We start from the raw sequence: 25,613 nt of genomic DNA, 5'->3' as shown, positions 1-25,613 counted from the left end.
CGACCCTACGAGCCCCCCTCCGACACCGAACAGGTCTACACCACTTCGCCCCAGACTGGCCGAAACCGGCCACCCCTCCCGCCGCCCCCGCCGCCCCGCCACCCCGGGGCCCACCAGTCCCGCGAGCGCCGCGCACCACTCCCGCGCGGTCCGTCGGGATCAGGCCGAAGCCCCCGGCAGCGCTTGTCCGCGGGCGAACCGGCGGCAACAGTGGAGTACCGCCGGCCGGCGACCATGTCCCACTCCTCCAACTCCCCGCGAACGAGAGGGCATTGCCATGACCGACGACGTGTACGAGCCCCCGGAGCTGATCGAGCTCGGCGACTTCGCCGACCTCACCCGCGGCTTCGACATCGGCAACCAGTCCGATGTCCACGGCTACTACCTCGCCCCCTGAGGACCCGACAGTGAACGGCCACCGGCCCACCTGGTTCGTGGTCCTGCCGGACACCGACGCCGGGGCCGCGGTGGCCGCGGTGTGGGGCACGGCTCACAGCCGTGCCCTGCACCACCCCAGCGGACGCCCCTGGATCCTCGGCCACTGGCCGCCCGACGAAGCCCTCACCGCACGGGCCGGACCGGTCGCCCTCGCCGTCCTCGGCACCTGCGACACCGACACCCGCCGACTGCTGCGCCACGCCGAACGCCTGCGCACCCCCCGCGACGCCCTCGCCCTCGGCCGCGACCTCGCCGGCAGCTTCCACCTCGTCACCACCGTGCACGGCACCGCCACCGCGCGCGGCACGCTGTCCGGACTGCGCCGCCTGCACCACGCCGAGATCCACGGCACCCCCGTCCTCGCCGACCGCGCCGACACCCTGGCCGCCGCCCTCGGCCGCACCCCCAGCACCGAACGCCTCGCCCTGCGCCTGGCCCACCCCCTGCCCCACCCCGCCGACACCCTGCCGCTGTGGCCCGGCACCACCCCCGTACCGCCCCACCACACCGCCCTGCTCACCCCCGGCCGCCCCGCCCGCACCCTCGCCCACTGGCACCCGCCCGCCGCGCGACACCCCCTCCCCGAAGCCGCCGCCGCCCTGCGCCAGGCCCTGCACCGCGCCGTCGACGCCCGCACCCGCGGCGGCGGACTCGTCGCCGCCGACCTCTCCGGCGGACTCGACTCCACCCCCCTGTGCTTCCTCGCCGCCACCGGCCCCGCCGACCTGCTCACCGTCACCATCGGCTCCCACGACCCGCACCACGAGGACGCCGCCTGGGCCGACCGGGCCGCCGCCCACCTGCCCGGCAAACGCCTCGTACTGCCCGCCCGCGACCTGCCCGCCATGTTCGCCGGCCTCGACACCCCCGGCCCCCAGGGCGACGAACCCCTCGCCTGGACCCGCACCCGGGCCCGCGACGAAGCCGTCACCCGCCTGCTCGCCGCCCACGGCGCCCGCCTGCGCCTCACCGGCGAAGGCGGCGACGAAGTCCTCCAGGCCCTGCCCGCCTGCCTGCGCACCCTCCTGCCCCGCCACCCCGCCACCGCCGCCCGCCACCTGCGCGGCCACCGCGCCCGCCTGCGCTGGAGACTCACCCCCGCCCTCCACGCCCTCGCCGACCCCCGCCCCTACCCCGCCTGGCTCGCCCGCGCCGCCGACCGCCTCACCCACCCCCACCCGCCGCCCACCACCCAACTCCTCGGCTGGGGAACCGAACCCCGCCTGCCGCCCTGGGCCACCGCACACGCCGCCGACCTCGTCCGCGACCAGCTCACCGCCCTGCACGGCGCACCGCCGCTGGCCCCCCGGCACACCCAGCACCAGACCCTGCACCTGGTCCGCCACAGCGCCTCCGCCATGCGCCAACTCACCGACGCCACCGCCCGCCTCGGCGTCCCGTACAGCACGCCCTACCTGGACGACCAGGTCCTCGACGCCTGCCTCGCCGCCGACCCCGCCACCCGCGGCACCCCCTTCGCCTACAAGCCGCTGCTCACCGCCGCCCTCGCCCCCGACGTCCCCGCCGACCTCCTGCGCCGCACCGGCAAGGGCGACTTCACCCCCGACGCCCACCACGGCCTCGCCCGCCACCGCGCCGCCCTCGCCGCCCTCACCGAGGACAGCGCCCTGGCCCGCGCCGGCCTCGTTGACCCCGACGCCCTGCGCCGCGCCTGCTTCGGCCTCCACCCCGCCGGCACCCCCTCCGCCGCCCTGGACGCCACCCTCGCCTGCGAACACTGGCTGCGCGCCCACGAGACCCGCCACCCCGCCCGAGGAGCCTGACATGCCCGCCCGGCTGCGCCCCGACGTGACCCTCACCCCGACCGACGACGGCGCCGTGCTGCTCGACGAGCGCTCCGGCCGCTACTACCAGCTCAACCGCACCGGGCTGCTCGTCCTGCGCGCCCTGCTGGAGGGACGCACCGCCGAGGAGGCCGCCGCCGGCCTCGCCGCCCGCCACCCGGTCACCGCCGACCGGGCCCGCTCCGACGTCGAGCGGCTGCACCGGAGCCTGCGCACCGCCGGGCTGGTCGCCGGATGAGCCTGCACGCCCACGCCACCGGCGCGCACCGCCCGCCCTGGCGCCGGCGGCCCGCCGCCCTCGCCGCGATCGGCGCCGCCCGGCTGATCGAGCGGCTGCCCCCGGCCCGCATCCGCCGGGTGATGCGCGCCCTGCGCCGCGGCGCCCGTCCCGCCGACCACGCCGAGGCCCTCGCCGCCCGCCGCACCGTGGTCGCCCTCAGCATGCGCTGCGCCGGCCAGGGCTGCCTCCAGCGCTCCATCGCCGCCGCCCTGCTGTGCCGCTCCCGGGGCACCTGGCCCACCTGGCGCACCGGCGTACGCACCGCCCCCTTCCGCGCCCACGCCTGGATCGAGGCCGCCGGCCGCCCCGTCGACGAACCCGCCGACCTCGCCCACTTCCACCCCCTGATCACGGTGCCCCCGCCGGCCCCCGCCCCGCCCCGCTGACCGCGGGGGCCCCGGCCTTCTCCGCCCCGCGACCGAAGCGACTTCCCGTGCGCAGGGCCGTTGCCGGCCCGGTGGGGGCGGCCTGCGCGAGAAGTCGGCGGGGCCGACTTCCTGCGCATGGGCTGGGGTCGGCGGTGCGGGGCTTGGGCCTGCGTCAGAAGTCGGCGGGGCCGACTTCTCGTGTGCAGGGTCGTTGCAGGCCCGGTGGGGAGGGGCTGCGCAGGAAGTCGATGGCGTCGACTTCTCGTGCGTGGCCCGGGGGAGTTGGTGGTGTGGGGCTTGGGCTTGTCGGGTGTGTGCGTGAGAAGTCGAGGGGGCCGACTTCTCGTGTGCAGGGGGCCGTTGCCGGCCCGGTGGGGAGGGGCTGCGCAGGAAGCCGATGGCGACGACTTCTCGTGTGTGAGCCGGGGGAGTTGGTGGTGTGGGGTTTGGGCTTGTCGGGTGTGTGCGTGAGAAGTCGGTGGGGCCGGCCTTCTGCGCATGGGCTGGGGTCGGCGGTGCGGGGCTTGTGCCTGCGTGAGAAGTCGGCGGGGTCGACTTCTCGTGCGTGGCCCGGGGGAGTTGGTGGTGTGGGGCTTGGGCTTGTCGGGTGTGTGTGAGAAGTCGAGGGGGCCGACTTCTCGTGTGCGCGGGTTCTCGGCCCGGCGGCCCTGTTGTGGGATCACCCCGGGGGGCGAGGGGGCCTGCGTGAGAAGTCGGCGCGGCTGACTTCTCGCGTGCAGGGCCGTTGCCGGCCCGGTGGGGGCGGCCTGCGTGAGAAGTCGGCGGGGCCGACTTCTCACGCATGGGCCCGGGGTGCCGCACCGGCGCACGGCGCTGGGCGGCCTGCTGGCGGCGGACTGACGGCGCGTCAGGTCGGGTGCCGGGGCCGGGGTGGACTGCCGCCCGTCGTCCTCGCGGAGCCACTCCTGCCCCCTCCTCGCGACCCGGCCCGGGCTGTCCGGCCCGGGCGCCGCGCGGTGGTGAGAGGAAAGCGAGGCGGAAGGCGAGGAGCCGGTCCGGGCGGGGCGCCCTGCCGGGGGCCGGGGCCGCCGTCGGCACGATCGGGAAGGCGGCGGCCCCGGCCCCGGTACGGGTTCCGTACGGGCGGGGCATCGACCGCGGATGCCCGTACGGCTGCGGTCGGCACCCATTCCACGACTTCAACAGCACTTGAAGTCAAGCCCGGCCGGGGCGGGGCCCCGCCGGAGGGCGGCACCGCGGCGCCGGGTAGCCTCGCTCCCGGCGGGGGGCTACGGGGGGACGGACACGGACAAAGGGGCGGGCGGATGACCGAGCAGCACAGCTACTGGCGGGCGTCGGACGGGTCGGCGGTCAGCGCCGCCCAGGCGCACATCGTGTGGACCCGGGCGGCCTACCCCGCCCTGGTGGAGGTGGCGCGCCGCTACCACGCGGTGATCAGCTACGCGGACCTCGCCGAGGCGGTGCAGCAGGCCTCCGGGGTGCGCACCCGGGTCAACCAGCGGCACTGGATCGGCAAGGTGCTGTCCCTGGTGATACGAGAGGCGCACCGGCGCGGGGACCCGCCGCTGACGGCCCTGGTGGTGCACGCCACCGACGGCAAGGTCGGCCCCGGCTACCAGGAGGTGCTGGCGGTGGCCGGACAGCCGCCGGTGGCCGCGGAGATGGACCGCGAGCAGCACGCCGCCGCCGCCCGCCTGGCCTGCTACCGGCACTTCGGCGCCGACCTGCCCGCCGACGGCGGCACGCCCGCCCTGGCCCCGCGCCTGCGCGCCTCGGTGGAGCGCAAGGCCGCCGCCACCGCCCCGCCGCGCCCGCCGGCGATCTGCCCGACCTGCTTCCTCCAGCTGCCCGCCACCCGGGTGTGCGACTCCTGCGGCGCGACCGTCGCGCCCTGAGCCGCGGCGCCCGGTACGGGCACCCCGGCACCGAGCCCCGCGCCCCGCGCCGGGGCGGCGTCACACGGCGGCGGGCAGCCGCCCGGGCATCTGCCAGCCCTCGGCGAGGCGGGAGGGCGCCAGGCGCCGCCCGTCGCCGAAGAACTCGCAGAACTTCATGATCAGCGGGTCCCAGCCGACCGGGTCCACGTAGTGGTCGCTGCCCGGCACCAGCAGGCCCTCCTCGACGTGGGCGCGCACCACCGTCACCTCGAAGGCGGTGCGCCCGCCGCCCGCCAGCGCCGTCGCCGACTCCACCCGGCACTCCAGCTGCACCGGGCACTCCGCGGCGCGCGGCGCCGCCACCAGCTCGCCGGGCAGCTCGGTCAGCCCGGCGGCGGCGAACTTGCGCCGCTCGTGGCGGTAGCCCTGCTTCAGCCGGTACTCGGCGATCCGCGGCCTGGCGGTCAGCAGCGCGAGGGCGTCCACCGCTTCCACCTGCGCCGAGGAGGGCAGGTTGAGCACGCACTCGCCCTCGCGCCGCAGGTTCTCGGCGGTCTGCGAGCTGTCGCCCAGGCCCAGCACGCACGACTGCCCCAGCCACCACGCCGAGGACATCGGCATGAGGTTGGAGCTGCCGTCCTCGTTGCGGGAGCCGATCAGCACCACCGGGGTGCCGAAGTACAGGACCTTGAGATCGATGACCTTGTGCACGGGAACTGCCGTCCTCGGGATGGGAACCATTTCCGGCCACCGACTCTGCCCCGGCCCGCCCGGGGGCGCTGGCGGTGATCGGACATCGCGTTCCCGGCCCCCCGGGGACGGCCGCCTCCCGGGCGCGGCCCCCCGGCCCCCGGCCCCCGGCCGCGCGGGCCGGTCGGGGGCCGAGGGGCCGCTGGAAGCCGCCGTCAGCCCACCGGCCCCCGGGCGGAGACCAGCCGGGCCCGGCCGTCGCGCAGCCGGTAGGACAGGCCCACCACGGCCACCTTCCCCTCGGCGATCCGCGCCGCCAGCGCCTGCGAACGCTCCACCAGCAGGTCCACGGTCTGGCGGATGTGCTCGTCCACGATCTCGTCGCGGTCCTCGATGCCCGCCGCCTTGGCGGACAGCACGCTCGGCGTCACCCGCTCCACCACGTCCCGGACGAACCCGCCCGGCAGCTGCCCCTGCTCCAGGGAGTCCAGCGCCGCTGCCACCGCACCGCAGGAGTCGTGCCCCAGCACCACCACCAGCGGGCAGTCCAGCACGCTCACGCCGTACTCGATGCTGCCCAGCGCCTCCGCGCCGGTGACGTGCCCGGCGGTGCGCACCACGAACAGGTCGCCCAGGCCCCGGTCGAAGATGATCTCGGCGGCCAGCCGGGAGTCCGAACAGCCGAACAGCACCGCGAAGGGCCGCTGCGCCGGGGCGAGCGCCGCGCGGCGCCCGGCGTCCTGGTTGGGGTGCTCCGGGCTGCCCGCCACGAACCGGGCGTTGCCCTGCATCATCACCCGCAGCGCCTGGGCGGGGTCGGTCAGGAAGTCGTCGGTCGGGCCGTCGAGGGGGCCGGGCTCGGGACTGGGTATCGGTGTGGGGATCATGCCAGCACCCTAGATCGCCGCAGGTGGCGCCCGCAGCCGGGGGTCAAGGGCCGGACGGCCCCATCCGGTGGACGGGACGCCCCGCGCGCCCCCGCACACCACCGCCCCCCGTCGGCCCGCGCCCCCCCGCTACCCGGCCGGGCGCAGGGCGAGCACGGTGACGTCGTCCCGGCTGCGCCCGCCGCCCCAGCGCCGGGCCCGCCGGTCGAGGGCCTCGGGCAGCGCCTCGGCGGGCACGGCGGCGAGGTCGGCCAGGCCCCGCTCGACGGGGTAGAACGCGCCGGAGGCGTCCTGGGCCTCGGTGATGCCGTCGGTGAGCAGCACCAGCACGCCGTCCCCGGGCAGTGCGAAGCGCCGCACCGGGCGCGGCCCGCCACCGCCCAGGGCCGCGAGCCCGAGCGGCAGGCCGGCCTCCAGGGCGACGGCCTCCACCCGTCCGTCCGGGTGCAGCAGGTAGGGGGAGAGGTGGCCGCAGTTGACGGCCCGCACCTCGACGGGCCCGGCGTCCCCGGCGGGGCGGCGGACGCCCAGCACGGTGGCGGTGACGAACCGTTCCTGCTCGCCGCTCTGCGCCGCGTAGGCGTTGTGCCGCTCCACCGCCGCCTCCAGGGCGTCGGCCACCGCCGACAGCCGCTCCTCGCGGAAGGCCGCCTCCCGGAAGGCGCTCAGCACCGCGAAGCCCGTCCCGATCGCGGGCAGGCCCTTGCCCTGGACGTCCCCGACCAGCACCCGGGTGCCGTGCGGGGTGTCCGCGACGTCGTACAGGTCGCCGCCGACCATCGCGTCCTGCTCCACCGGCCGGTACAGCCCGTCCAGGCGCACGTGGGCGGTGGCGACGGGCAGCGGGCGCAGCAGCTGGCGCTGCAGGGCGACGGCGCTGTGCCGCAACCGCGACAGCTGCCGCTCGCGCCGCACCCGCCGTGCGCACAGCCCGATCACCGCGGCCTGCGCGGCGACCACCACCAGCAGGGTGCCCAGGCGGGCCGACAGGTCGCCCGGCGGGAACAGCACCGAGTGGACCACGATCACGACGGTCACCCACACCGAGGCGGCCACCGTCTGGGCGACGGTCCCCAGGCCCGCCAGCAGCGCCGGCAGCAGCACCAGCTGCAGGACCAGCCGGGAGCCGGCGCCGGTGGCCGCCTGGACGAGCAGCACGGCGGCGGTCACGGCCGGCACGGCCAGCGCCACCGTCCCGTTGCGGGGCGCACGCGGGGAGTCGGACCGCTGCTCCTCGCCGTCCAAAGCCCGTCGCCCTCTCCGCCGTCCGGCCGTCCCTCCAGGGTGGGCGGCGCCGCGGGGCGGACGCGAGCGGGCTGCGCCGGGCGGGGGAGGCGGGGCCGGACGGCGGGGGCGCGGGGGCGCGGGGAGCCGGGTGTCGGCCACCGTGGGTACGGTGGCCGGTGTGGCGCCCACACCTTCCCCCTCCTCCCCCTCGCTCGACGACCTCGTACGGCTGCGCCGGGCCCGGGACCGGATGGACCGCGAGTACGAGCAGCCGCTGGACGTGCCGGCGCTGGCCCGCACCGCCCTGATGTCCGCCGGGCACTTCTCGCGCAGCTTCCGCGCCGCCTACGGCGAGACCCCGTACACCTACCTCATGACCCGCCGGATCGAGCGGGCCAAGGCGCTGCTGCGGCGCGGGGACCTGAGCGTGACGGAGGTGTGCATGGCGGTGGGCTGCACCTCGCTGGGCTCCTTCAGCACCCGCTTCACCGAGCTGGTCGGGGAGAGCCCCAGCGCCTACCGGGCCCGCGACCACGGGCAGGGCGCGGCGATCCCGGCGTGCGTCGCCAGGATCCGCACCCGCCCGGTGCGCCGCCCGCAGGCCCGGGACGGCGGGGCCCGGGACGGCGGGGCCCGGGACGGCGGGGTCCAGGACGGCGGCCCCGGCGCCGCTCCCGTAGCGTGACGGCCATGAGCATCGAACTCGCGCAGTGCTTCATCGCCGTCGACGACCACGACCGGGCCCTGGCCTTCTACCGGGACGTCCTCGGCTTCGAGGTGCGCAACGACGTCGGCTTCGAGGGCATGCGCTGGGTCACCGTCGGTTCCCCCGACCAGCCCGGCGTGGAGATCGTCCTGGAGCCCCCGCTGGCCGACCCGCACGCCTCCGAGAGCGACCGCCGGGCCGCCGCCGAGCTCCTGGCCAAGGGCCTGCTGCGCGGCGTCATCTTCCGCACCGACGACTGCGACGCCACCTTCGAGCGCATCCGCGCGGCCGGCGCCGAGGTCCTCCAGGAGCCGATGGACCAGCCGTACGGGGTGCGCGACTGCGCCTTCCGCGACCCGTCCGGCAACATGCTGCGCTTCAACCAGCCGCGCCCCCGGTAGCCGCCGGCCGCCGTGCGCCGCGGACGGGCAGCGGGCCGCGGGGGAGGGCGGTGTCCGTGTCCCCGGCCCGGGCGGACCGCCAGGGCGCTGCCCGGGGGCGTGGCCGTTCGACCCGCAGCGGGTGCAGGCGGCGCAGAAAAGCCGCCCGCGGCGGCGGGTTCGCCGACCGGCGCGACCCGGCCGCGGCCGGAGCGTCCGAGGCGGAACCGGCCGGAGGAACCGAAGGCGAAGCCCCCGGCGGCGGGCCCGCCGACGAGCAGCCGGTCGGCGTTCCGGCCGGCGCCGCCGGGCGGCGGTGGCGTGGCGGCCGTGGACCGGGGAAGCGCAGCGCAGGCCAGGGGAGGCCTCGGCCCCGCCGGGCAGCCGGCCCGGGCGGGCCGGCCGACCAGGGCGAGACCGTGCCGTTCGACGCCGCGGCGCCTGCGGCCGGCCGCCGCGGCGCGCGGGGCGTTCGCGCAGGCGGAAGGCCCCCGCGGTGCCCCGGTGCGGCACCATGGTGCGATGGACAGCACTCGACAGACAGTCAGTTCCGCCTCGCCCCTGGAGAAGCGGATCGGTTTCTCCCGGGCCGTGCGCAAGGGGAACCACGTCGCGGTCGCGGGCACCGCCCCGATCGGCGAGGACGGCACGACGGTCGGCCAGGGCGACGTCCACGCCCAGACCCTCCGCTGCCTGGACATCGCCGAGGCCGCCCTGCAGGAGGCCGGCGCCACCCTCGCCGACGTCGTGCGCACCCGCGTCATGCTCACCGACATGAGCCAGTGGCGGGAGGCCGCGCGCGCCCACGGCGAGCGCTTCGCGCAGATCCGCCCGGCCGCCACCTTCGTGGAGGTGACCCGCTTCATCGACGAGCGGTGGCTGGTGGAGGTGGAGGTGGACGCGGTGATCGGCTGACCGGCGCCGGACCGGGCGGGCGCCCTTGACCTCAAGGCGGCTTGAGGTCCTACGGTCGGTCGCGTCCTGACGAACCGCCGAAGGAGCACCGGACGTGACCATCAAGACCTACGACCCGCAGATCATCGCCGCCCAGCCCATCGGGGCCTGGACCGGCGAGGTCTACCGCCGCCTGGTGGTGGAGGGCCTGCGCGTGCAGCTGGCCGTCGAAGGCCTCACCCAGCCGCACTGGTGGACGCTCAACCACGCGGCCGGCCGCCCCGGCGGGTGGACCCGCGCCACGCTGACCGAGCGGCTCGCCCCCTACGACGACCAGGGCACCGACTTCGACGCCGTCTTCGACGACCTGGCCGCCCGCGGCTGGCTGACCGAGGACGCCGACGGGGCCCTCGCCCTGACCGAGGACGGCGAGGCCGGGCGCCTGCGCGCCCGCGAGCGCAACCTGGAGGTCAGCGAACGCGCCCACCAGGGCATCGGCACCGACGAGTTCGTGACCACGGTCAACGTGCTGCGCCGCATGGTGGCGAACCTCGGCGGCAACGGCAACCTCCCCGACTGACGGCCCCCGCGCGCACCGCGCCGGCCGCTCGACGGGCCGGGGCCGCCCGGGTGTGGAACGGTGGAAGCCCGGGGACGCCCCCGCCGGGGCGTCCCGCTCGCACGAGGGAGAGGAGAGGCCATGTCGTCCAAGCGCCGCCGCAAGAAGAAGGCCAGGGCCAGGCGCGGGGCCAACCACGGCCGCCGCCCCCAGTGCTGAGCCGCGGCTGACCGGGGGAGGGCGCCCGGACGGCCCCGGCCCCCGCCGCCCTCCCCGCACCGCCCCGCACTTCCCCGTCTGCTCCTCAGGCCCGCCCGCGCCCCAGGAACCCGCCGCGCGCCACCTTGTGGTACTGGCAGTAACCGACCCGGTCCGCACCGAAGTCCACCTCCAGGACCACGCGCCGCCCGTCCGCGCGGGCCTCCCGCCGCAGCAGCGCCGCGTCCGCGTCCGCCGGGGTCCGCTCGCACCCGGAGAGCGGGCCGGGGTAGGGGCCCGCCGGGACGGGGCCCCGGGGCCGGAACCCGGGGCAGTCCCAGATCAGCCGTGCGCCGGGGCCGGACAGGCACGGGGAGTCCATCCGCCGGCCGTGGGCGTCGACGCCGCCGCCGCGGTACCAGCGCAGCGCGTGCTCCAGGCTCCCGTGCGGGTCCGGCCCCCGGCCGTGGGCCCGCCACCGCGCCACGCCCGCCGCGTCGATCCGCCGCAGGGCCCCCAGGACGTCCCCCGGACGACGAAGTGGGCGCGGGCGTGGATCCGGCAGACCAGCAGCGTGCCCCGGGGGTGGTCCGGGCCTTGGGAGGACGGGCGGACGCACTGGTCGAGCACCTGGGTCAGCAGGTGCTCGACCCCCTCCACCGCCCCCAGCGCCGCCACCAGTGCCCGGATCCGCTCGCGCTCCGCCGCCCGGGCCGCCCGCGCCGCCGGGGAGCCGACCAGCGCGCGCTTGCGCCGCTCGGTGGGCCAGGAGCCCGCCCGGAGGCCCCGCGCGCCGTCGGCCACCCGGCCCACCGCCAGGACGGCGAGGGACAGCAGGCTCACGGCCACGTCCTTCAGCAGCTTCTCCACCGGCAGGGGTCCTGTCGCATCGCACGCCTCCGCCCCGCACCCTGGCCCGCCCGCGGCCCGCACCGCAATCCGCTCCCGCGCCCAACTCCCTTCCGTGCCCGCACGGTTGCCGGGCGCATCCACCGCGGGCGCAGCATGGCCGCGCTGCGTCCGCCGTGCTGCGCCCGGCCACGCTGCGTCCGCCGTGCTGCGCCCGGCCACGCTGCGTCCGCCGTGCTGCGCCCGGCCACGCCGCGCCCGCCTCGGGGGACCGCCGCCCGGCTACGCCCGGTCGCAGGACAGGTCGGCCTGCGGCAGCCGTCCGCCGGCCAGGTAGGCGTTGACCGCGTCGTCCACGCACGCGTTGCCGTACGTCCCGTACAGCCCGTGCTGGTCGGCGCCGTGCAGGGTCAGCAGCCGCGAGGAGGGCAGCAGCCCGTGCAGCGCGACGCTGTCCCGGTAGGGGGTGCGCGGGTCCCCGGTGGCGGCGACGATCAGCGCCCGGGCGTCGCGGCGCACCTCGGTGGGCGCCTCGCGCGGGGCGTCCAGGAAGGCGCACGGGGTGATGTTGTCGACCAGCGGGCCGGACAGCGGGTACCGGGCGCGGTCGCGTTCGATCAGCCGCCAGTACTCCTCCGGGTCGCGCGGCGCCGTTCCGTCCGCGCACAGGATGGCCTGGGAGATGCTGCCGACCGGCGAGCCCTGCGGGGTGAACAGGAAGCGCAGCAGGGCGGTGGTGTCGGCCGAGGGGGTGACCGGCCGGCCCGCCGCGGCCTCGGCGAGCAGCACCATCAGCTCGGCCAGGGCCGCCCGTTCGGCGTCGGAGTCGCCCGCGAGGTTCCCGAACAGCATCAGCGGCACCCGGGTGTCGTCGAGCTCGAAGGCGTCCGCGCCGGAGCCGAGGACGAGCGGGTGCACCGCGGACGCCGCGATCGTCCGCAGCACCCCGGCGACCACCTCCTCGCGGGTGCTGCCCAGCCCGTACGTGCCGTGGCGCCGCGCGGCCCACTCCGCCCAGTCGGCGAACACCCGCTCGTTGTCCGCCACCATGTTGGGCAGCAGCGCCGGCCCGGCGTGGGCCGGGGCCAGCGCGCCGTCCAGCACCACCCGGTCGGCGCGGCCGGGGAACATCTGGGTGTACACCGTGCCGAGGTAGGTGCCGTACGACAGTCCGAGGTAGGAGATCCGCCGCTCGCCCAGTGCGCCGCGCACCACGTCCATGTCCCGGGCCGCGTCGCGGGTGCTGGTGTACGGCAGCACGTCCCCGGCGGCCGAGCGGCACCGGTTCGCCAGGTCCCGCTGGAAGGCGACCTGGCGTTCGAAGGAGGCCCGGCCGACGCCGGAGGAGGTGAGGTCGTAGCCGATCGGCCAGTGGCAGTCCAGGGGGGTGCTGCGGCCGGCGAACCGCGGGTCCAGGCCGACGATGTCGAAGCGGGCGGCGGTGTCCTTCAGCGCGGCGTGCACCCGCGGCGGCGCGCCGAGCGTCGCGCTGCCGGGCCCGCCGTCGTTCAGCAGCAGCGTGCCGATCCGGTGGCGGGTGTCGGTGGCCTTGATGCGGGAGAGCGCCAGCGTGATCGTGCGCCCGCCGGGGGCGCCGTAGTCGAGCGGCACGGTGACCTCCGCGCAGCGGGCGCCGGCCCGTTCCAGCGCGGCGCCGTCCTGGTCGTCCGGGCCCTGGACGCAGCTGTGCCAGGCGGGGCGCTGCTGGTAGTAGCGGTCGAGGCCCCGGGCGGGGGCCTGGGCGTGCGCCGGTGCGGTGGCGGCGGCCGCGGTCAGGCCGGCCGTGAGGGCGAGGGCGGCCGCGGCGGCGCGGCGGCGGAGAGCGGTCATGTCGTCTCCTCGGTGTCGGTAGGGCCCGGCGGGGCCCGGACGGGCCCGGAGGGCGTGCGGGCCAGGCTATGTGACACGGCGTCAGGAAGGGCCGGTTCCGCCCGGTCCGGAGGGGGAGCGCCCTGCGCTCAGGGGGCACCCCGGGACGCCGCACCGCCGAGCATGACGCGGGCGACCAGTTCGCGGCGGCTGGCCACGCCGGTCTTGGCGAACACCGACTTCAGGTGGTCCTGGACGGTGTACGGCCTCATCGCCAGCAGCCGTGCGACGTCGCGGGTGTCGCAGCCGCGCACCAGCAGCAGGGCCACCTCCTGCTCGCGCCGGGTCAGGCCGTAGGCGCACAGGTGGAGCGGCATCGCGTCGGCGGGCGTCGCCGGGGCCGCCACCACCGCCACCTGGCCCTCGGGGCCGCCCTTGAGGGCCGAGCCGTGCAGGACGTACCAGCGGCCGTCGCGGTCCTGCACCCGGATCTTCGACTGGGGCACCGGCAGGCCGCAGGCCGCCCGGCGGGCCTGCTCGGCGGCCATCGCGAAGGCCGTCGGCACGCCCAGGGAGGTCCGGCTCGGATCGGCCAGGCGGCCGAGCAGGTCCTCCGCCGGGCCGGACAGCGCGAACGGGCGGTTCGAGGGGCCGAGGACCACGACCGCCGGCCCGCCGTCCGCCTCCCCCTCGCGCTGCCCGGCCGGCGACGGGACGTGGCAGGCCCGCAGGGCGTTGCCCAGGTGGCGCGCGGCGAGGCCGGCGAGTTCGCGCTGCCGGGCCAGGTACGGCCCCCGGTCGGCGGCCCGCATGAACGCGGCGCAGCCCCACATGCCGCCGTGCGCGTCGAAGACGGCGCGCAGTTCGTCGCCGAAACCGGCCGGGCCGATCTGCTCCCGGAACCGCGCGCTGTCCGCCGGCCGTCCGCCGGTCGCCCGGCTGAGGGTCTCCGCCCGCACGCCGCTGCGGCGGATCCCGGGGAACGTCGCGACGTCGTCCGCCCACACCTCCAGGCGTACGGCGTTCTCGAACCCGTCCAGGCTGAGGTCGTCGCTCAGCACCGAGGTCACCAGACCGCTCGCCGGGTCCGCCGAGTGCCAGCAGACCGCGTCGTACTCCAGGACGCCGCGCAGGAGTTCGTCCGCCCCGCGGAACACCTCCTCGGCCGTCAGGCCCGCCGCGGCGAGCTCCCGGAGCCCCTCGATCGCCCGTCGCGCCGCCGCCCCGCGTGCCCCGCGTAAACCCATGGCCGAAAGCTAGCACGCACACCGACCACCGGCCCACGCGCCGGCCGCCGGGGCCCCGCCCCCTCCCAGGCCGCTGGGATGGAAACCGCGCCGGGTCACAGCCGAGGATCCCGGTAGTCGGTTCGAGACCGTACCCCTACCGGAGGGATCCCTTCGTGACCACTCGGCCCCCGACCATCCGCAACCGTCGGCGCTCCGCGCTGACCACCGGCCTCGCCGCCGCGGTCCTGACGGTCACCGGCCTCGGGCTCGGCGCCGTGCCCGCGCACGCCGTGCCGCCGCCCGCCGCCACCTGCAACCCGGACGTCCAGAAGATCTGGGACGACATCACCTCGGCCACCGTCACCCCGGTGGTCACCGAGTACCAGTCCTTCAACGTCGCGCCCGGGACGACGGGGCAGCAGACCCGGAAGCTCACCGAGCTGACCTCCATCACCACCAGCATCAACAACAGCTTCGAGTTCAACTCCGGCTACAAGTCCACCCTGGCGGAGGTCGGCGTCAAGGTCGGCTTCCACGTCGCCACCGACCGGGCCAGCACCCGGACCACCGAGCTCACCAGGGTCATCAACCTCAACGCGCCCGGCCACTACGGGATCTACCGCGGCGCCCTGCGGGTCGACGGCGAGTGGTCGCGCTACCTGTGCGCCCGCTCGGGCCCGGGCACGGGCTACTGGGTCAACGCCAGCCAGACCGGCACGGGCCGCTACACCACCTTCGGCGACATCGACGAGGGCACCGTCGAGTGCACGGTCGCGATGCCCGCCGGAACCGTGCGGTGGGCCGCCCAGCAGAAGCTCTGCACCAGCTGACCCAGCCCTGCCCGCCCGATCACGACCAGGAGGGGAACCACCATGGCCAGGACCAAGCACAGGAGCAGGTTCGCCCGGCGCGCCGGCGCCGTACTCGGCGCCGTCGCCGCCTTCGGCACGGTGCTGACCGTCGCCGCGCCCACCGCGTCCGCGGCGGACCCGATGGACGGCTACAGCTGCGAGGGCGGCGGGTACCGCATCCGCACGCCGTACAACATGGTGTGGGACGTGTCGAAGAGCCGGGACGACCACGGCTCGATCGTCCAGTACGAGTGGAAGAGCACCGACAACGCCAACCAGCAGTTCCAGGTCTGTTCCCAGGACGACCCCCGGAACCCCGGGGCCAGGTTCTACAAGTTCAAGGACCACATGCGCTGGTGGTGCGTGGCCATGGACCAGGGGCACATCGAAGACGGCACCTGGCTGATCACGGAGGAGTGCAACTGGGAGCCGCGCGAGGTGTTCTGGGGCAGGAGCATCCCGGGCACCAACCTGGTCGCGTTCCAGGCGCAGAACAGCCAGAGCTGGCTGGTCCTCCAGAGCGACCAGCGCGCCGGCCACGTCGTGCAGGCGAAGTTCCAGGCCGACCTGTTCGCGCTCGAAAAGGTCTGGTAGCCGCGGCTCCCCGCCGGGCGGGGGCGGCGCCGCCCGCACCCCCGACACCGCCCCCGCCCGGCCCTCGACGCACGGCACCCAGGCACCCCCGCCCCGGCGGCCCAGGACACGACCTAGGACCGCGGACCGTTACGCCGCCCGCGGCCCGCCGCCTACCCTCCCTGCCGTGGACACGGATACGACAGGCATCCTCGACGAGGCACTCCTGCGGCTGCACGCCTGCGGGCCCGAGCGGCTCGGGCGGCTCACCAACCACGCGCCGATGGCCGTCGAGGCCCTCGCCGCCCACGGGCAGGCCCGCGTGGTGCACCGCTGGCTCGACGGGTACGCGCGCAAGCTGGAGGACTTCCCGCCCCGCGTCGCACCCGTCACGGCCGCCGCCTGGCCCGCCGCACTGGGGGATCCGGCCCGGGCGGCGGACTGGATCGACCACTTCGGGCGCGAACTCGCCGAGCACCCCTGGCGCGAGGTGCTCGCCCGGTGGTGGCCCCGGCTGCTGCCCGGCCTGTACGGCGGCTCCACGCACCCGGTGATCCGGGTCGGCCACGCCGTGCGCACGCTCCTCGCCGCGCAGGCCACCGGCCCCCGGCTGGCCGAACTCGCCCACGGCCTCGGCTACTGGGCCGCCCGCCACCGCCCCCTCGCCGCCCCCGCCCGCCTGCCCGGCGCCGACGGCGCGGCCGCCGCCCTCGACGCGGTGCCGCTCCTCGCCCCGCGGGAGGGCGGCTTCCCCGACCGGCTCGGCCGCGTCAGCGCCCTGCCGGTGTGGCCCGCCGCCGCGGTGACGGACCCGCAGGAGGCGCGGGCCCGGCTCGCGGAACTCGTACGGGCGGCGACCCACCGCTACGCCACCCACGGCCACGGCGAGGAGACGATGCTCGTCCACGCCGCCACCGCCCCCAACGCCGTGCTGCGCGTGCTGCCCGCGCTGCCGCCCGCGCTGTGGCCGGCGAGCCTCGCGGCGGCCTGGACGGCCTCGGCGGCGGTGACGGCGATGTACGCGCCCGCCGCGCCGGCCGCCTACGTGCCGCCGCCCGGCGCCCTCACCGGGCAGGAGGTGTTCGAGCGGGCGGCGGCGCACGGGGACGAGCACGTCATCAAGCTGGCGGACACCGCCCTGGACGTCGGCGACGCCCCGGCCCTGGCGTCGGCCCTGCGCGCGGTGGAGCTCAGCGCCCGCCCGGCGTGAGGCGCGCGGCGTGAGGAGCGCGGTGGAAACCGGCGTTCGGCCGTCGTCGGAAACCGGGGGCCCGGACGTGTACCCCAGGGGCGCCAACCATCCGACCGCGCATGCCTGCTGGCCGCGCATGCCCCCTGACCGCCGACCCCGCCCCGCCGAACGGCCCCCCGCCGGGTGCTGGGGGAGCCGTGCACCTCACCGCCTCCACACCGTCTCCACCGTGTAAGGAGTCCTGGCCATGCGGAAGTTCCTCATCGATCTGGTCGAGCGCACCGTCGCCACGTACGCCGCGGCGTTCCTCGGCCTGCTGCTGGCCGACAAGTTCGACCTGACGTCGGTCGGCGCGCTCAAGGCGGCGGCGGTCGCGGCGCTGCCCGCCGCCCTGAGCGTGCTCAAGGGCGCGGTGGCCACCCGCGTCGGCGACCCGGCCTCCGCCGCCCTGCTGGCCCGCCCCCGCGAGTAGCCGGGGGCCGGGGAGAGCCGTGGGGGGGGGGGGGGGGGGGGGCGGGCGGCCCCCCCCCCCCCGCCCCGGGGGCCGCCCCCCCCGGGGGCCCCCCCCCCCGGGGGGGGGGGGGGGCGGGGGCGCGGGGGGGGGGGGGGGGGCCCCCCCCCCCCCCCCCCCCCACGGTGTGCCGTCCGGTCAGCCCCGGGCCGGGAACTCGCCCCGCCGGATGGCGGTAAGGAAGGCGTCCCAGGCGGGGGAGGAGAAGGCGAGGCGGGGGCCGTGGGGGTCCTTGGAGTCACGGACGGGGACGAGACCGGGAAATCCGGGGGCCACCTCGACGCAGTTGCCGCCGTTCGTGCCGCTGTAGCTGCTCTTGCGCCAGGTGGTCGCGTCGAGCTCGTTCCGCATCATCTTTGAACCCCTTCAGCGCCTCGGCGATCAGCGCGAGCGAGTCGCCCACCGTGAGCGCCTCGCCACGCAGGCGATCATAGCGCCGCCGGTGCCCGGCGACGACGGTCGGTTCGTCGCACGAGTTGCCCCTGTCGAGGTTCTCCGAGTACACCGAGTGCACGCCGTCCGGCATGTCCAGGATGACCATCGAGGTGTTGATGATCGTCCTGCGGGCCGTGAACGGCACCACCTGGATGACGATGTTCTCGTGTCGGGCGAGGTCCAGCAGGTGCTGCATCTGCCGCGCCATCACCTGGGGCCCGCCGACCACCGAGCGGATGGCGCTCTCGTCCAGGAGGACCACCAGCTGCGGCCCGTCCTCGGCGAGGAAGCGCTGCTGGCGGGCGAGCCGCGCCGCCACGCGTTCCCCGATCACCCCGGGGCGCTCGCCGGTCCCGCCGGCCTCGAACATCGCCCGGGCGTAATCACGGCACTGGATCAGCCCGAACATGTAGTCGGTCTGGTACACGAGCGCCCCGACGGCCTCGGCCTCCGAGTCGGCGTGGCTCTGGAACCAGTCCGGATGCTCGACCGACGCCCTCCAGTCGACCCGCTCCCACAGCCGCACCAGCAGGCCGTTCATGCCGAGCAGTTCGTCGGCTCGCTCGACGGTGCCCCGGTGCATCGAACGCTTGCCGCTCTCGTACCGGGTGATCACCACCCGGTGGCAGTACAGCAGCTTGCCCAGCTCCTCCTGGGTGTAGCCGGCCTGTTCACGGCCGAAGCGGAGTGCTTCGCCGAACACCACCGCCGGACTCGATGTGAGGCCGTTCTCCAAGCGCCGATGGGCCATCCGAACCTCTCAGGTACTGCGGGCTGCGCAACTCCGTTCCGATGCGTCACCGTAGTCCCCGACACCCGGCCGCTGATACCGGAATGCGATCTTTTGCTTGCACAGCGTCAGCGCGCGCCCCCCGTGTGCGCCCCCCGACAGCGGGCTGTCGGTGGGATGTGAGCGGCCCACGGGACAGTGGGGGCTCCGGAACCACCCGAACTCCAGGAGCCACCATGCCCTCCGCACCCCAGACCCCGCCGTGGGACGTCCACCGGCTGCCCCGCGCCGAGGGGCGGCGCTTCCTGGTCACCGGCGGCAACGCGGGCATCGGGTACTTCGTCGCCGAGCAGCTCGCCGCCACCGGCGCCACGGTCGTGCTCGGCAGCCGCGACCGGGCGAAGGCAGAGGCCGCGATCGCCTCCATCCGCTCCCTCGTCCCCGGCGCCGACGTGCGGCACGTCCCCCTGGACCTGGCCGACCCCGCCTCGCCCCGGGCCTGCGCGGACGCCCTCGGCCCGGACCGGCTCGACGCCGTCGTCCTCAACGCCGGGATCGCGCTCGACCACCCGCCGCGCCGGGAGACCGTCAACGGGCACGAGCTGATGTTCGCCACCAACCACCTGGGCCACTTCGCGCTCACCCACCACCTGGCCCCGCTGCTCGCCGCCACCCCCGGGAGCCGGGTCGTCACCACCGGCAGCTTCGCCGCCAAGTCCGAACGCCTGGACCTCGACGACCTCCAGAGCACCCGCGACTACCGGCCCAAGCGCACCTACGCGCGCTCCAAGCTCGCCCAGATGCTCTTCGCCCTCGAACTCGACCGCCGCCTGCGCGCCGCCGGCAGCACGACGCTGAGCGTCCTCGTCCACCCCGGCGGCGCGCTCGACTCCCTGACCCCCTCGCGCCCGCCCGTCCACGTCCGCACCACCGGCGAGCGGCTGCGCCACCTGCCGCTCGGCCTCGTCGTGCAGGGCAAGGACGCCGCCGCGTGGCCCGCCGTGCGGGCCGTGCTCGACCCGGGGGTGCGCGGCGGCCGGATGTGGAGCCCGCGCGCCTTCGGACTGCGCGGCGCCCCGCGGGTCGAACCGCTCTGGGACCACCTCGCCGACACCGCCACCGCCGCGCGCCTGTGGCAGGCCAGCTGCGAACTGACGGGCGTGGAGGTGGAGTTCGCCCGCTGAGCGACCCCGGCCGCACCGGCAGAACGCAGAGAGACCGCTCGGGCCACCGGGGCCGGGCGGTCTCTGCTGTTCGGACGGACCCATGCGCCAACACGGCCCGCTGCCGATGTTCCCGAGTTGTTGGAGTGAACAGCGCCCCCGGGTTCCGGACCCGCGGGTCCGGGTGAACGCCGCTGTCAATCGTCACACCCGGCCAGGACGGCTCACAAGGGCGCGCTGCACAAAGGCGCACCAAAATCCGGTTTCGATTCGCTGAACTGCGCTTTTCTGGTAGGACGTTCGCAAGATTTCAGGAAGGGACCGGGACTGTCGCGCATCAATCCGCGCGATGTTCGCCGAACCGATTGGGATTCACCCATACGCCTGACAGAGTGTGATGCCACCGGACACACAGTGCGACGCCAACCGCACAAGTGCCCGGCCGTTGGAGCGAACAGTGATACGGAGGACTCCTCGATGGCGAGGAACCGGAACAAGCGTGCCCACACCCCTACCCACTGCGCGGCGGCGCAACCCGCCCCGCCGCGTCCGCACCCGTACCGGCCGCCCGCGGCCGCCGGGCCCGGCGCAACCGGCGACTTCGGGGCCTTCGGGGCCTTCGGGGCCTCGGGCGGAGCGGTCGTGGTCGTCGTCGTGGTCGTGGCCGTCCTGACGGTCGCGCTGGCCGCGGCCCTGGTGGCGGCGGGCATGCCGGCCCGGACCGCGCTCGAACTGGCCGCGGGAGGCTGCCTGTTGGCCGCACGACTCCGACGGGGGCGGGCCTAGGAAGAACGCCTGCCTGCGATGGGACGCCGAGAGAACCCGATCGAGGCGACCGAGCCGGCGCTGGCCCGGCTCGTCGCCCTGCTGCGCGAGCAGCGCGAGCAGGCCGGGCTGACGTACCGTCAACTCGCCGCTCTGACCAACTACCACCCCACCACCCTGCAACGGGCCGCCAGCGGACGCTCCGTGCCGAGCTGGGCGGTCGTCGAGGCCGTCGTCCGCGAGTGCGGCGGCGACCTCAAGGCGGCCCGGCGCAAGTGGTCCCAGGCCAACTACTGGGCCCACGTGCCCCGCCCCTCGGGCAGCCGGCGGCTGCGCGCACCCCGGCGGGTCGACCCCGAACAGGTCGACTCCTTCGCGGACCTGCGCCGGGCGATGCACGAGATGCGCCGCAAGGCGGACTGGCCCTCCCTGCGGGAGCTGGACCGCCGCGCCCGCGACCGCGGCGGACGCCTGCCCTCCAGCACGCTGGCCCTGGTCCTCAAGGGCGAGGCCCCGCTGCGCAAACCCGTCTTCCTCGCCTACATGGAGGTCTGCGGGATCAAGGAGGCCCGCCGCGCCCAGTGGGCGGCGGCCTGGGACCGGACGAACAACGCCCGCACCCCGCTGCCGGTCAACTCGCGCACGTACGCCAGCGAGTTCGTCCGGGCCATGCAGTCCTCCAGCGCCGGCACCTCCACGGACATCCTGTTCCGGCTCTGGGCGACCCTGCGCACCAGCCTGGCCACCGACCGGGGCGAGGGCCCCGCCCACCCCGCCGCGGCGGGCCGCGAAGGCACCGACGACAACCCGTCGTTGCTGGTGTGACCGGGCCCGCGGCCGGGACGCGCCACCCGCGCCCCGGCCGCGGCCCGGCACCCGCCGCACCCCGCCGCCCGTGCCCCGGCACCCACCCGCGCCACCTCGGGAACACCACCATGCCGACACCACCACGCCGTTCGGCCGCCCCCGGCCCCGCCCTGGGCCTGTGGGCGCTGCACGACCTCCACCGGCGCCACTACCTGGGCTACGCCGAACTGCTGCTGACGCCCGCCGACGCACCGCTCGCCGTGCGCGCCGCCTTCGAGGACCTCGGCCGCCGCTGGCTCGACGCCCTGGCCACCGCCAGCCCGGCCGCCTGCGCCTGGCAGGCGGTGCGCCGACGCGTCTGCGCCCAGGCCGGCCCCCGCCCGCTCGGCCCGCTCGCCCACCTCACCGCCGCCCAGCAGGACGTCCTGCTGCTGCACCTGGTCCTGGACCTGACCGCCGCCGAGATCGCCGACCTCACCGGCACCGAGCCCGCCGCCGTGCACGTCCAGCTCCGCTCGCTGTCCGCCGCCCGCCGTTGAAGGGCCGGTGCCCCGAGGTCGCCGACCTGACCGGCGCGGAGCAGGGCGTCCTGCTGCTGTACCTGGTCCTCGATTTGACCGCGACTGAGGTTGCCGACTGAGCGGCGCCGAGTCTGCTGCCGTGCACGTCCGGTTCCGTTCGCTGTCGGCCGCCCGCCGCTGAACGGCCGGTGCCCCGAGGTCGCCGACTTGACCGGCGCGGAGCAGGGCGTCCTGCTGCTGTATCTGGTCCTTGACCTGATCGCCGCCGAGGTCGCCGACTGAGCGGCGTCGAGTCTGCTGCCGTGCCCGTCCGGCTTCCGTTCGTTGCCGGCGGTCCGCCGTTGAAGGGCCGGTGCCCCGAGGTTGCCGACTTGACCGGCGCGGAGCAGGGCGTCCTGCTGCTGTATCTGGTCCTGGACCTGATCGCCGCCGAGGTCGCCGACTTGACCGGCACCGAGCCCGCCGCCGTGCACGTCCAGCTCCGCTCGCTGTCCGCCGCCCGCCGCTGAACGGCCGGTGCCCCGTTGCCAGGGTGCGCGGACGGACGGCCCCGGAACCGTGCCCGGACCGCCCGAGCCGGTCAGGACCGAGCGGCCGGTGCCGCGCGCGCTCGGGCCCCGGGGCTGCCCGGTGCCCGTCGAACCGCTCGCCTCACCGCGGGGACGTACCCACCCCGGCGGACCACGGCCGCGCGGGGAGGCGGAGCGCGAGCTGCCCACGGCGCCCGAACGGCGGCCCGGGCACTTCGTGGTCGAGCCCGAAGGCCCGATGACCGGCCCTGGCCCGGCGCCGGTGCCGTGTCCGGCGGGCCGGTGGTGCTCACCACCCGGAGTGCCGGCGTCTGCCCGGTGCGCCTCGCCGCGACGCGGGGGTGCACGGAGGCGGAGCGTTTCGGACCCGGCCTGCGGGCGGGTTGAGCCCCGGGGTGCTCCCCGGCCCCCGAGGCCGCCGAGGGCCGGGGGCGACCCCGGGGACCTGTTGCTGCCGCGGAGCTGGGGCGCCGGCTACGTCTTGGAGGCGCGCGGCGGCCCTGGCCCGGCTCGCCGGTGCTGTGTCCGGCGAGCCGGTGGTGCTCACCACCCGGAGTGCCGGCATCCGCCCGGTGCGCCTCGCCGCGACGCGGGGGTGCGCGGAGGCGGAGCGTTTCGGGCCCGGCCTGCGGGCGGGTTGAGCCCCGGGGTGCTGCGCGGCCGTAGACGTGGACGGGGCGCCCTCTGCCGGAGCGGGCGCCACGGCGTCAGGAGGCAGGCGTGCTCAGGTTCCACGGCGCGTGGCGGATCACCGTCGTCGGCAAGAACGCCGACTTCGACCAGCGGGCCGTCGTCCGCGGCGCGTACGGAATGCGGGTGCTGCCCGGCCGGGTCGGCGCCGCCATCGAGGTGGAGGAGGAGAGCTGGACGCTGTCCCTGGAACACCACCTGTGGGGCCGCAGCTGGCAGCCCAACCTGCGCACCACCACCGGGCCGCTCACCGAGCACGGCGGGCTGCGCAGCCGGCTGCTCACCAGCAACGACTGCCACTGGCCCGGCAAACCGCACGACTACGTCAACTTCGTGCTGCGCCTGGACCAGGCCGTCGCTCCGGCCGTCACGCCGGCGGCCGCGGCGGTGCGCACCTCCTCCTCGGGGTGGCCCGAGCCCGGGGGCGTGCCCGGCACCGTGCCGGCGGCGGTGCCGGGCACGGTGCCGGGGGAGAGCGGGCGGGACACCCGGTAGCCCGGGGCCCGGCCCGGGGGATACCCCCAGGCCGGGACGCCCGCTGGCCGGATGTCCCGGCGGGCCGGCGCCCGGTTGGCTGGTCGCATCCGCACCAGCCGAACCGAAAGGCCGTCACCCGTGCCGCCCCGTACCACCGTCCGTCCCCTCGCCCGCCTCCTCGCCCGCCGCCGCGCCCTGCGGGCCGCCGCCGTCACCGCCCTGGCCGCGGCCCTGGGCGCCACCGCCATGAGCGGCAGCGCCTCGGCCATCGTCAACGGCCGCGACTCCACCGAGCGCTACCCCTTCATGGCCACCCTCCCGCTGAGCGCCGTCCAACTCGCCGACGGCGCCTGCGGAGCCACCCTGGTCGACCGCCAGTGGGTGCTGACCGCCGCCCACTGCGTGGTCGGCACCGAGGACACCGGCCTCACCCTCAAGGGCACCGTGCGCATCGGCAGCGCCCACCGCGACAGCGGCGGCACCGTCCGCACCGTCGACCGCGTCGTCGTCCACCCCGGCTTCGCGTTCGGCGACGGCGCCACCCGCCCCAACCGCGACGACCTCGCCCTCGTCCGGCTCGACCGCCCCGCCGACGGCCGGCCCCTGCGCCTGGCCGACCACCCCGGCACCCCCGGCACCCCGACCCGGCTGCTCGGCTTCGGAACCGTCGTCGACACCACCGACTACGGCAGGATGGTCTTCCCCGACCGCCTCCAGGAACTGCCCGCCCGCATCGGCACCCGCGACGACTGCGCCCCCGGCTACGCGGACCCCACCCGGCTGTGCACGCTCGGCCGCGTCCCGCGCGCCATGGCCTGCTTCGGCGACTCCGGCGGCCCCCAGATCCAGCGCGGGCGCGGCGGCCGCTGGGAGCTGATCGGCACCACCTCCGGGCCCGGCGCCCCCGGCGTGCCCTGCGCGGGCGGCCCCGGCCTGTACACCGACGTGAGCGCCTACGCCCCCTGGATCCGGGCCACCACCGCCGGCCGCTGACACCGCGCGGCTAAAGTCCCAGGTGAGAACCGTCGCGCCCGAGGAGACCCGCCATGCCGACCGACCCCGCCGCCGCGAACCCCGGGAACCCGGCGGACCCGGCGAACCCCGCCCCCGCCGCCGCGCGCCCGCACCCCGCGCGCCTCGGGCTGGGCACGGCGGCCGTCGGCCGGCCCGGCTACATCAACCTCGGGCGCGACACCGACCTGCCCGCCGACCGCACCGTCGACGCCCTGCGCGAACGCACCCACGCCCTCCTCGACGCCGCGTACGCCGCCGGCGTGCGCTACCTCGACACCGCCCGCTCCTACGGCCGCGCCGAGGAGTTCCTCGGCCAGTGGCTCGCCGAACGCCCCGACGCCGCCGCCGAGATGACGGTCGGCAGCAAGTGGGGCTACACCTACACCGCCGACTGGCGCACCGGCGGGACGGCCGCCCACGAGGTCAAGGAGCACTCCACCGCCGTCTACGACCGCCAGGTCCAGGAGACCCGCGCCCTGCTCGGCGACCACCTCGACGTCTACCTCGTCCACTCCGTCACCCCCGACAGCCCCGCCCTCACCGACCCCGCCCTGCACCGGCGCCTGGCCGCCCTCGCCGACCAGGGCGTACGGGTCGGCCTGTCCACCAGCGGCCCCGCCCAGGCCGACACCATCCGCCGCGCCCTCGCCGTCACCACCGCCGGCCGCCCCCTGTACACCGCCGTGCAGGCCACCTGGAACCTGCTGGAGACCTCCGCCGCCCCCGCCCTCGCCGAGGCCCACGCGGCCGGCTGGCTCGTCGTCGTCAAGGAGGGCATGGCCAACGGCCGCCTCGCCGGCCGCAACGCCACCGGCCCCGACACCGCCCCGCTGCGCGCCCTCGCCCGGCGCACCGGCGCCAGCGTCGACGCCCTCGCCCTCGCCGCGGCCGCCGCCCAGCCCTGGGCCGACACCGTCCTGTCCGGCGCCGCCACCCTGGACCAGCTCGCCTCCAACCTCACCGCCGCCACCCTGCACCCCACCCCGGACGACCTCGCCACCCTCGCCCCCATGGCCGAGCCCGCCGAGGCCTACTGGCACACCCGCGCAGTCCTGCCCTGGTCCTGACCCGCCGCCTCCGGGCCTTCCGGGCGTCGGGCTTCCCGGCTTCCGGGCGTCGGGCTTCCCGGCTTCCGGGCGTCGGGCTTCCCGGCTTCCGGGCGTCGGGCTTCCCGGC

The 25,613-nt window shown here is 76.7% G+C and carries 30 protein-coding genes; 21 read left to right on the top strand and 9 right to left on the bottom strand.

The genetic code is table 11. From position 1 onward, the window contains the following. Window positions 1-277: 277 nt before the first annotated feature. From ACH5AR_RS20765 to ACH5AR_RS20745, 5 genes are all read left to right on the top strand, one after another. Complete coding sequence (locus ACH5AR_RS20765; RefSeq protein ID WP_396302912.1) at window positions 278-397, top strand: lasso RiPP family leader peptide-containing protein; 120 nt, start codon at window positions 278-280, stop codon at window positions 395-397. A gap of 10 nt (window positions 398-407) precedes the next feature. Next, window positions 408-2,222, top strand: coding sequence for an asparagine synthase-related protein (locus ACH5AR_RS20760; protein ID WP_396302911.1), 1,815 nt, complete (start codon window positions 408-410; stop codon window positions 2,220-2,222). A 1-nt stretch (window position 2,223) separates the two neighbouring features. Then, entirely contained in the window at window positions 2,224-2,481 is a 258-nt protein-coding gene (locus ACH5AR_RS20755) for a lasso peptide biosynthesis PqqD family chaperone (RefSeq protein ID WP_396302910.1), read from the top strand. Then, window positions 2,478-2,909, top strand: coding sequence for a lasso peptide biosynthesis B2 protein (locus tag ACH5AR_RS20750; RefSeq protein WP_396302909.1), 432 nt, complete (start codon window positions 2,478-2,480; stop codon window positions 2,907-2,909). Before ACH5AR_RS20755 ends, ACH5AR_RS20750 begins: the two co-directional genes overlap by 4 nt. 1,268 nt (window positions 2,910-4,177) lie before the next feature. Beyond that, window positions 4,178-4,768: a hypothetical protein gene (locus ACH5AR_RS20745; RefSeq protein ID WP_396302908.1), complete on the top strand. Its 591-nt coding sequence runs from the start codon at window positions 4,178-4,180 to the stop codon at window positions 4,766-4,768. Window positions 4,769-4,828: 60 nt separating this feature from the next. Here ACH5AR_RS20745 and ACH5AR_RS20740 read toward each other — a convergent pair whose 3' ends face one another. From ACH5AR_RS20740 to ACH5AR_RS20730, 3 genes are all read right to left on the bottom strand, one after another. Beyond that, the gene (locus ACH5AR_RS20740; RefSeq protein WP_396302907.1) at window positions 4,829-5,461 is read right to left on the bottom strand and encodes a flavin reductase family protein; all 633 of its coding nucleotides are present in this window, start codon (window positions 5,459-5,461) and stop codon (window positions 4,829-4,831) included. A gap of 194 nt (window positions 5,462-5,655) precedes the next feature. Further along, window positions 5,656-6,234, bottom strand: coding sequence for a carbonic anhydrase (locus tag ACH5AR_RS20735; protein ID WP_396302990.1), 579 nt, complete (start codon window positions 6,232-6,234; stop codon window positions 5,656-5,658). A gap of 222 nt (window positions 6,235-6,456) precedes the next feature. Further along, window positions 6,457-7,572 carry a PP2C family protein-serine/threonine phosphatase gene (locus tag ACH5AR_RS20730; protein ID WP_396302906.1) on the bottom strand — a complete coding sequence of 372 codons (1,116 nt, stop codon included), beginning with the start codon at window positions 7,570-7,572 and terminating at the stop codon, window positions 6,457-6,459. A gap of 232 nt (window positions 7,573-7,804) precedes the next feature. Between ACH5AR_RS20730 and ACH5AR_RS20725 the strand changes: the two genes are divergently transcribed. The 4 genes from ACH5AR_RS20725 (at window position 7,805) to ACH5AR_RS20710 (ending at window position 10,114) form a co-directional block, all read left to right on the top strand. Further along, a complete protein-coding gene (locus tag ACH5AR_RS20725) occupies window positions 7,805-8,239 on the top strand; it encodes a helix-turn-helix transcriptional regulator (protein WP_396302989.1) in 435 nt (144 codons plus the stop codon). A gap of 5 nt (window positions 8,240-8,244) precedes the next feature. Next, window positions 8,245-8,661: a VOC family protein gene (locus ACH5AR_RS20720; RefSeq protein ID WP_396302905.1), complete on the top strand. Its 417-nt coding sequence runs from the start codon at window positions 8,245-8,247 to the stop codon at window positions 8,659-8,661. A gap of 501 nt (window positions 8,662-9,162) precedes the next feature. Continuing rightward, window positions 9,163-9,555: a RidA family protein gene (locus ACH5AR_RS20715; RefSeq protein ID WP_396302904.1), complete on the top strand. Its 393-nt coding sequence runs from the start codon at window positions 9,163-9,165 to the stop codon at window positions 9,553-9,555. A gap of 94 nt (window positions 9,556-9,649) precedes the next feature. Further along, the gene (locus ACH5AR_RS20710) at window positions 9,650-10,114 is read left to right on the top strand and encodes a MarR family transcriptional regulator (protein ID WP_396302903.1); all 465 of its coding nucleotides are present in this window, start codon (window positions 9,650-9,652) and stop codon (window positions 10,112-10,114) included. A 283-nt stretch (window positions 10,115-10,397) separates the two neighbouring features. On the opposite strand, the gene ACH5AR_RS20705 is transcribed toward ACH5AR_RS20710, so the two are convergent. From ACH5AR_RS20705 to ACH5AR_RS20690, 4 genes are all read right to left on the bottom strand, one after another. Then, a complete protein-coding gene (locus tag ACH5AR_RS20705) occupies window positions 10,398-10,673 on the bottom strand; it encodes a hypothetical protein (RefSeq protein WP_396302902.1) in 276 nt (91 codons plus the stop codon). Next, window positions 10,634-11,161: a hypothetical protein gene (locus ACH5AR_RS20700; RefSeq protein ID WP_396302901.1), complete on the bottom strand. Its 528-nt coding sequence runs from the start codon at window positions 11,159-11,161 to the stop codon at window positions 10,634-10,636. Before ACH5AR_RS20700 ends, ACH5AR_RS20705 begins: the two co-directional genes overlap by 40 nt. A gap of 261 nt (window positions 11,162-11,422) precedes the next feature. Further along, the gene (locus ACH5AR_RS20695; protein WP_396302900.1) at window positions 11,423-12,970 is read right to left on the bottom strand and encodes an alpha/beta fold hydrolase; all 1,548 of its coding nucleotides are present in this window, start codon (window positions 12,968-12,970) and stop codon (window positions 11,423-11,425) included. Between the two features lie 128 nt (window positions 12,971-13,098). After that, complete coding sequence (locus tag ACH5AR_RS20690) at window positions 13,099-14,196, bottom strand: response regulator transcription factor (protein ID WP_396302899.1); 1,098 nt, start codon at window positions 14,194-14,196, stop codon at window positions 13,099-13,101. Between the two features lie 155 nt (window positions 14,197-14,351). Here ACH5AR_RS20690 and ACH5AR_RS20685 point away from each other — a divergent pair, with 155 nt between their 5' ends. The 4 genes from ACH5AR_RS20685 (at window position 14,352) to ACH5AR_RS20670 (ending at window position 17,266) form a co-directional block, all read left to right on the top strand. Then, on the top strand, window positions 14,352-15,008 hold the full coding sequence (locus ACH5AR_RS20685) for a hypothetical protein (protein ID WP_396302898.1): 657 nt from the start codon (window positions 14,352-14,354) through the stop codon (window positions 15,006-15,008). A gap of 42 nt (window positions 15,009-15,050) precedes the next feature. Then, window positions 15,051-15,623 carry an RICIN domain-containing protein gene (locus ACH5AR_RS20680; protein WP_396302897.1) on the top strand — a complete coding sequence of 191 codons (573 nt, stop codon included), beginning with the start codon at window positions 15,051-15,053 and terminating at the stop codon, window positions 15,621-15,623. A 166-nt stretch (window positions 15,624-15,789) separates the two neighbouring features. After that, window positions 15,790-16,812, top strand: coding sequence for a questin oxidase family protein (locus tag ACH5AR_RS20675; protein WP_396302896.1), 1,023 nt, complete (start codon window positions 15,790-15,792; stop codon window positions 16,810-16,812). 229 nt (window positions 16,813-17,041) lie between these two features. Then, a complete protein-coding gene (locus tag ACH5AR_RS20670; RefSeq protein ID WP_396302895.1) occupies window positions 17,042-17,266 on the top strand; it encodes a holin in 225 nt (74 codons plus the stop codon). Window positions 17,267-17,443: 177 nt separating this feature from the next. Here the strand turns inward: ACH5AR_RS20670 and ACH5AR_RS20665 are convergent, their stop codons facing one another. Further along, a complete protein-coding gene (locus ACH5AR_RS20665) occupies window positions 17,444-17,581 on the bottom strand; it encodes a DUF397 domain-containing protein (RefSeq protein WP_396302894.1) in 138 nt (45 codons plus the stop codon). Beyond that, window positions 17,544-18,476 carry a helix-turn-helix domain-containing protein gene (locus ACH5AR_RS20660; protein WP_396302893.1) on the bottom strand — a complete coding sequence of 311 codons (933 nt, stop codon included), beginning with the start codon at window positions 18,474-18,476 and terminating at the stop codon, window positions 17,544-17,546. Before ACH5AR_RS20660 ends, ACH5AR_RS20665 begins: the two co-directional genes overlap by 38 nt. A gap of 230 nt (window positions 18,477-18,706) precedes the next feature. Between ACH5AR_RS20660 and ACH5AR_RS20655 the strand changes: the two genes are divergently transcribed. The 8 genes from ACH5AR_RS20655 (at window position 18,707) to ACH5AR_RS20620 (ending at window position 25,504) form a co-directional block, all read left to right on the top strand. After that, window positions 18,707-19,654 carry an SDR family NAD(P)-dependent oxidoreductase gene (locus ACH5AR_RS20655; RefSeq protein WP_396302892.1) on the top strand — a complete coding sequence of 316 codons (948 nt, stop codon included), beginning with the start codon at window positions 18,707-18,709 and terminating at the stop codon, window positions 19,652-19,654. 456 nt (window positions 19,655-20,110) lie between these two features. Then, window positions 20,111-20,419 carry a hypothetical protein gene (locus ACH5AR_RS20650; protein ID WP_396302891.1) on the top strand — a complete coding sequence of 103 codons (309 nt, stop codon included), beginning with the start codon at window positions 20,111-20,113 and terminating at the stop codon, window positions 20,417-20,419. 18 nt (window positions 20,420-20,437) lie between these two features. Continuing rightward, window positions 20,438-21,223 carry a helix-turn-helix domain-containing protein gene (locus tag ACH5AR_RS20645; RefSeq protein WP_396302890.1) on the top strand — a complete coding sequence of 262 codons (786 nt, stop codon included), beginning with the start codon at window positions 20,438-20,440 and terminating at the stop codon, window positions 21,221-21,223. A 110-nt stretch (window positions 21,224-21,333) separates the two neighbouring features. Then, the gene (locus ACH5AR_RS20640; RefSeq protein WP_396302889.1) at window positions 21,334-21,744 is read left to right on the top strand and encodes a sigma factor-like helix-turn-helix DNA-binding protein; all 411 of its coding nucleotides are present in this window, start codon (window positions 21,334-21,336) and stop codon (window positions 21,742-21,744) included. A gap of 353 nt (window positions 21,745-22,097) precedes the next feature. Beyond that, window positions 22,098-22,235, top strand: a complete 138-nt coding sequence (locus ACH5AR_RS20635) for a hypothetical protein (RefSeq protein ID WP_396302888.1) — start codon at window positions 22,098-22,100, stop codon at window positions 22,233-22,235. Between the two features lie 741 nt (window positions 22,236-22,976). Beyond that, window positions 22,977-23,441: a hypothetical protein gene (locus ACH5AR_RS20630; RefSeq protein ID WP_396302887.1), complete on the top strand. Its 465-nt coding sequence runs from the start codon at window positions 22,977-22,979 to the stop codon at window positions 23,439-23,441. A 120-nt stretch (window positions 23,442-23,561) separates the two neighbouring features. Then, complete coding sequence (locus tag ACH5AR_RS20625) at window positions 23,562-24,416, top strand: S1 family peptidase (RefSeq protein WP_396302886.1); 855 nt, start codon at window positions 23,562-23,564, stop codon at window positions 24,414-24,416. Window positions 24,417-24,469: 53 nt separating this feature from the next. Continuing rightward, on the top strand, window positions 24,470-25,504 hold the full coding sequence (locus ACH5AR_RS20620; protein WP_396302885.1) for an aldo/keto reductase: 1,035 nt from the start codon (window positions 24,470-24,472) through the stop codon (window positions 25,502-25,504). Window positions 25,505-25,613: the final 109 nt, after the last annotated feature.

Origin of the sequence: Kitasatospora sp. NPDC018619 (assembly GCF_044391605.1) — a bacterium.
GTDB lineage: Bacteria > Actinomycetota > Actinomycetes > Streptomycetales > Streptomycetaceae > Kitasatospora.
Note: the sequence above shows the minus strand (reverse complement) of the source record. Positions and strands in the feature narration are given on the sequence as shown.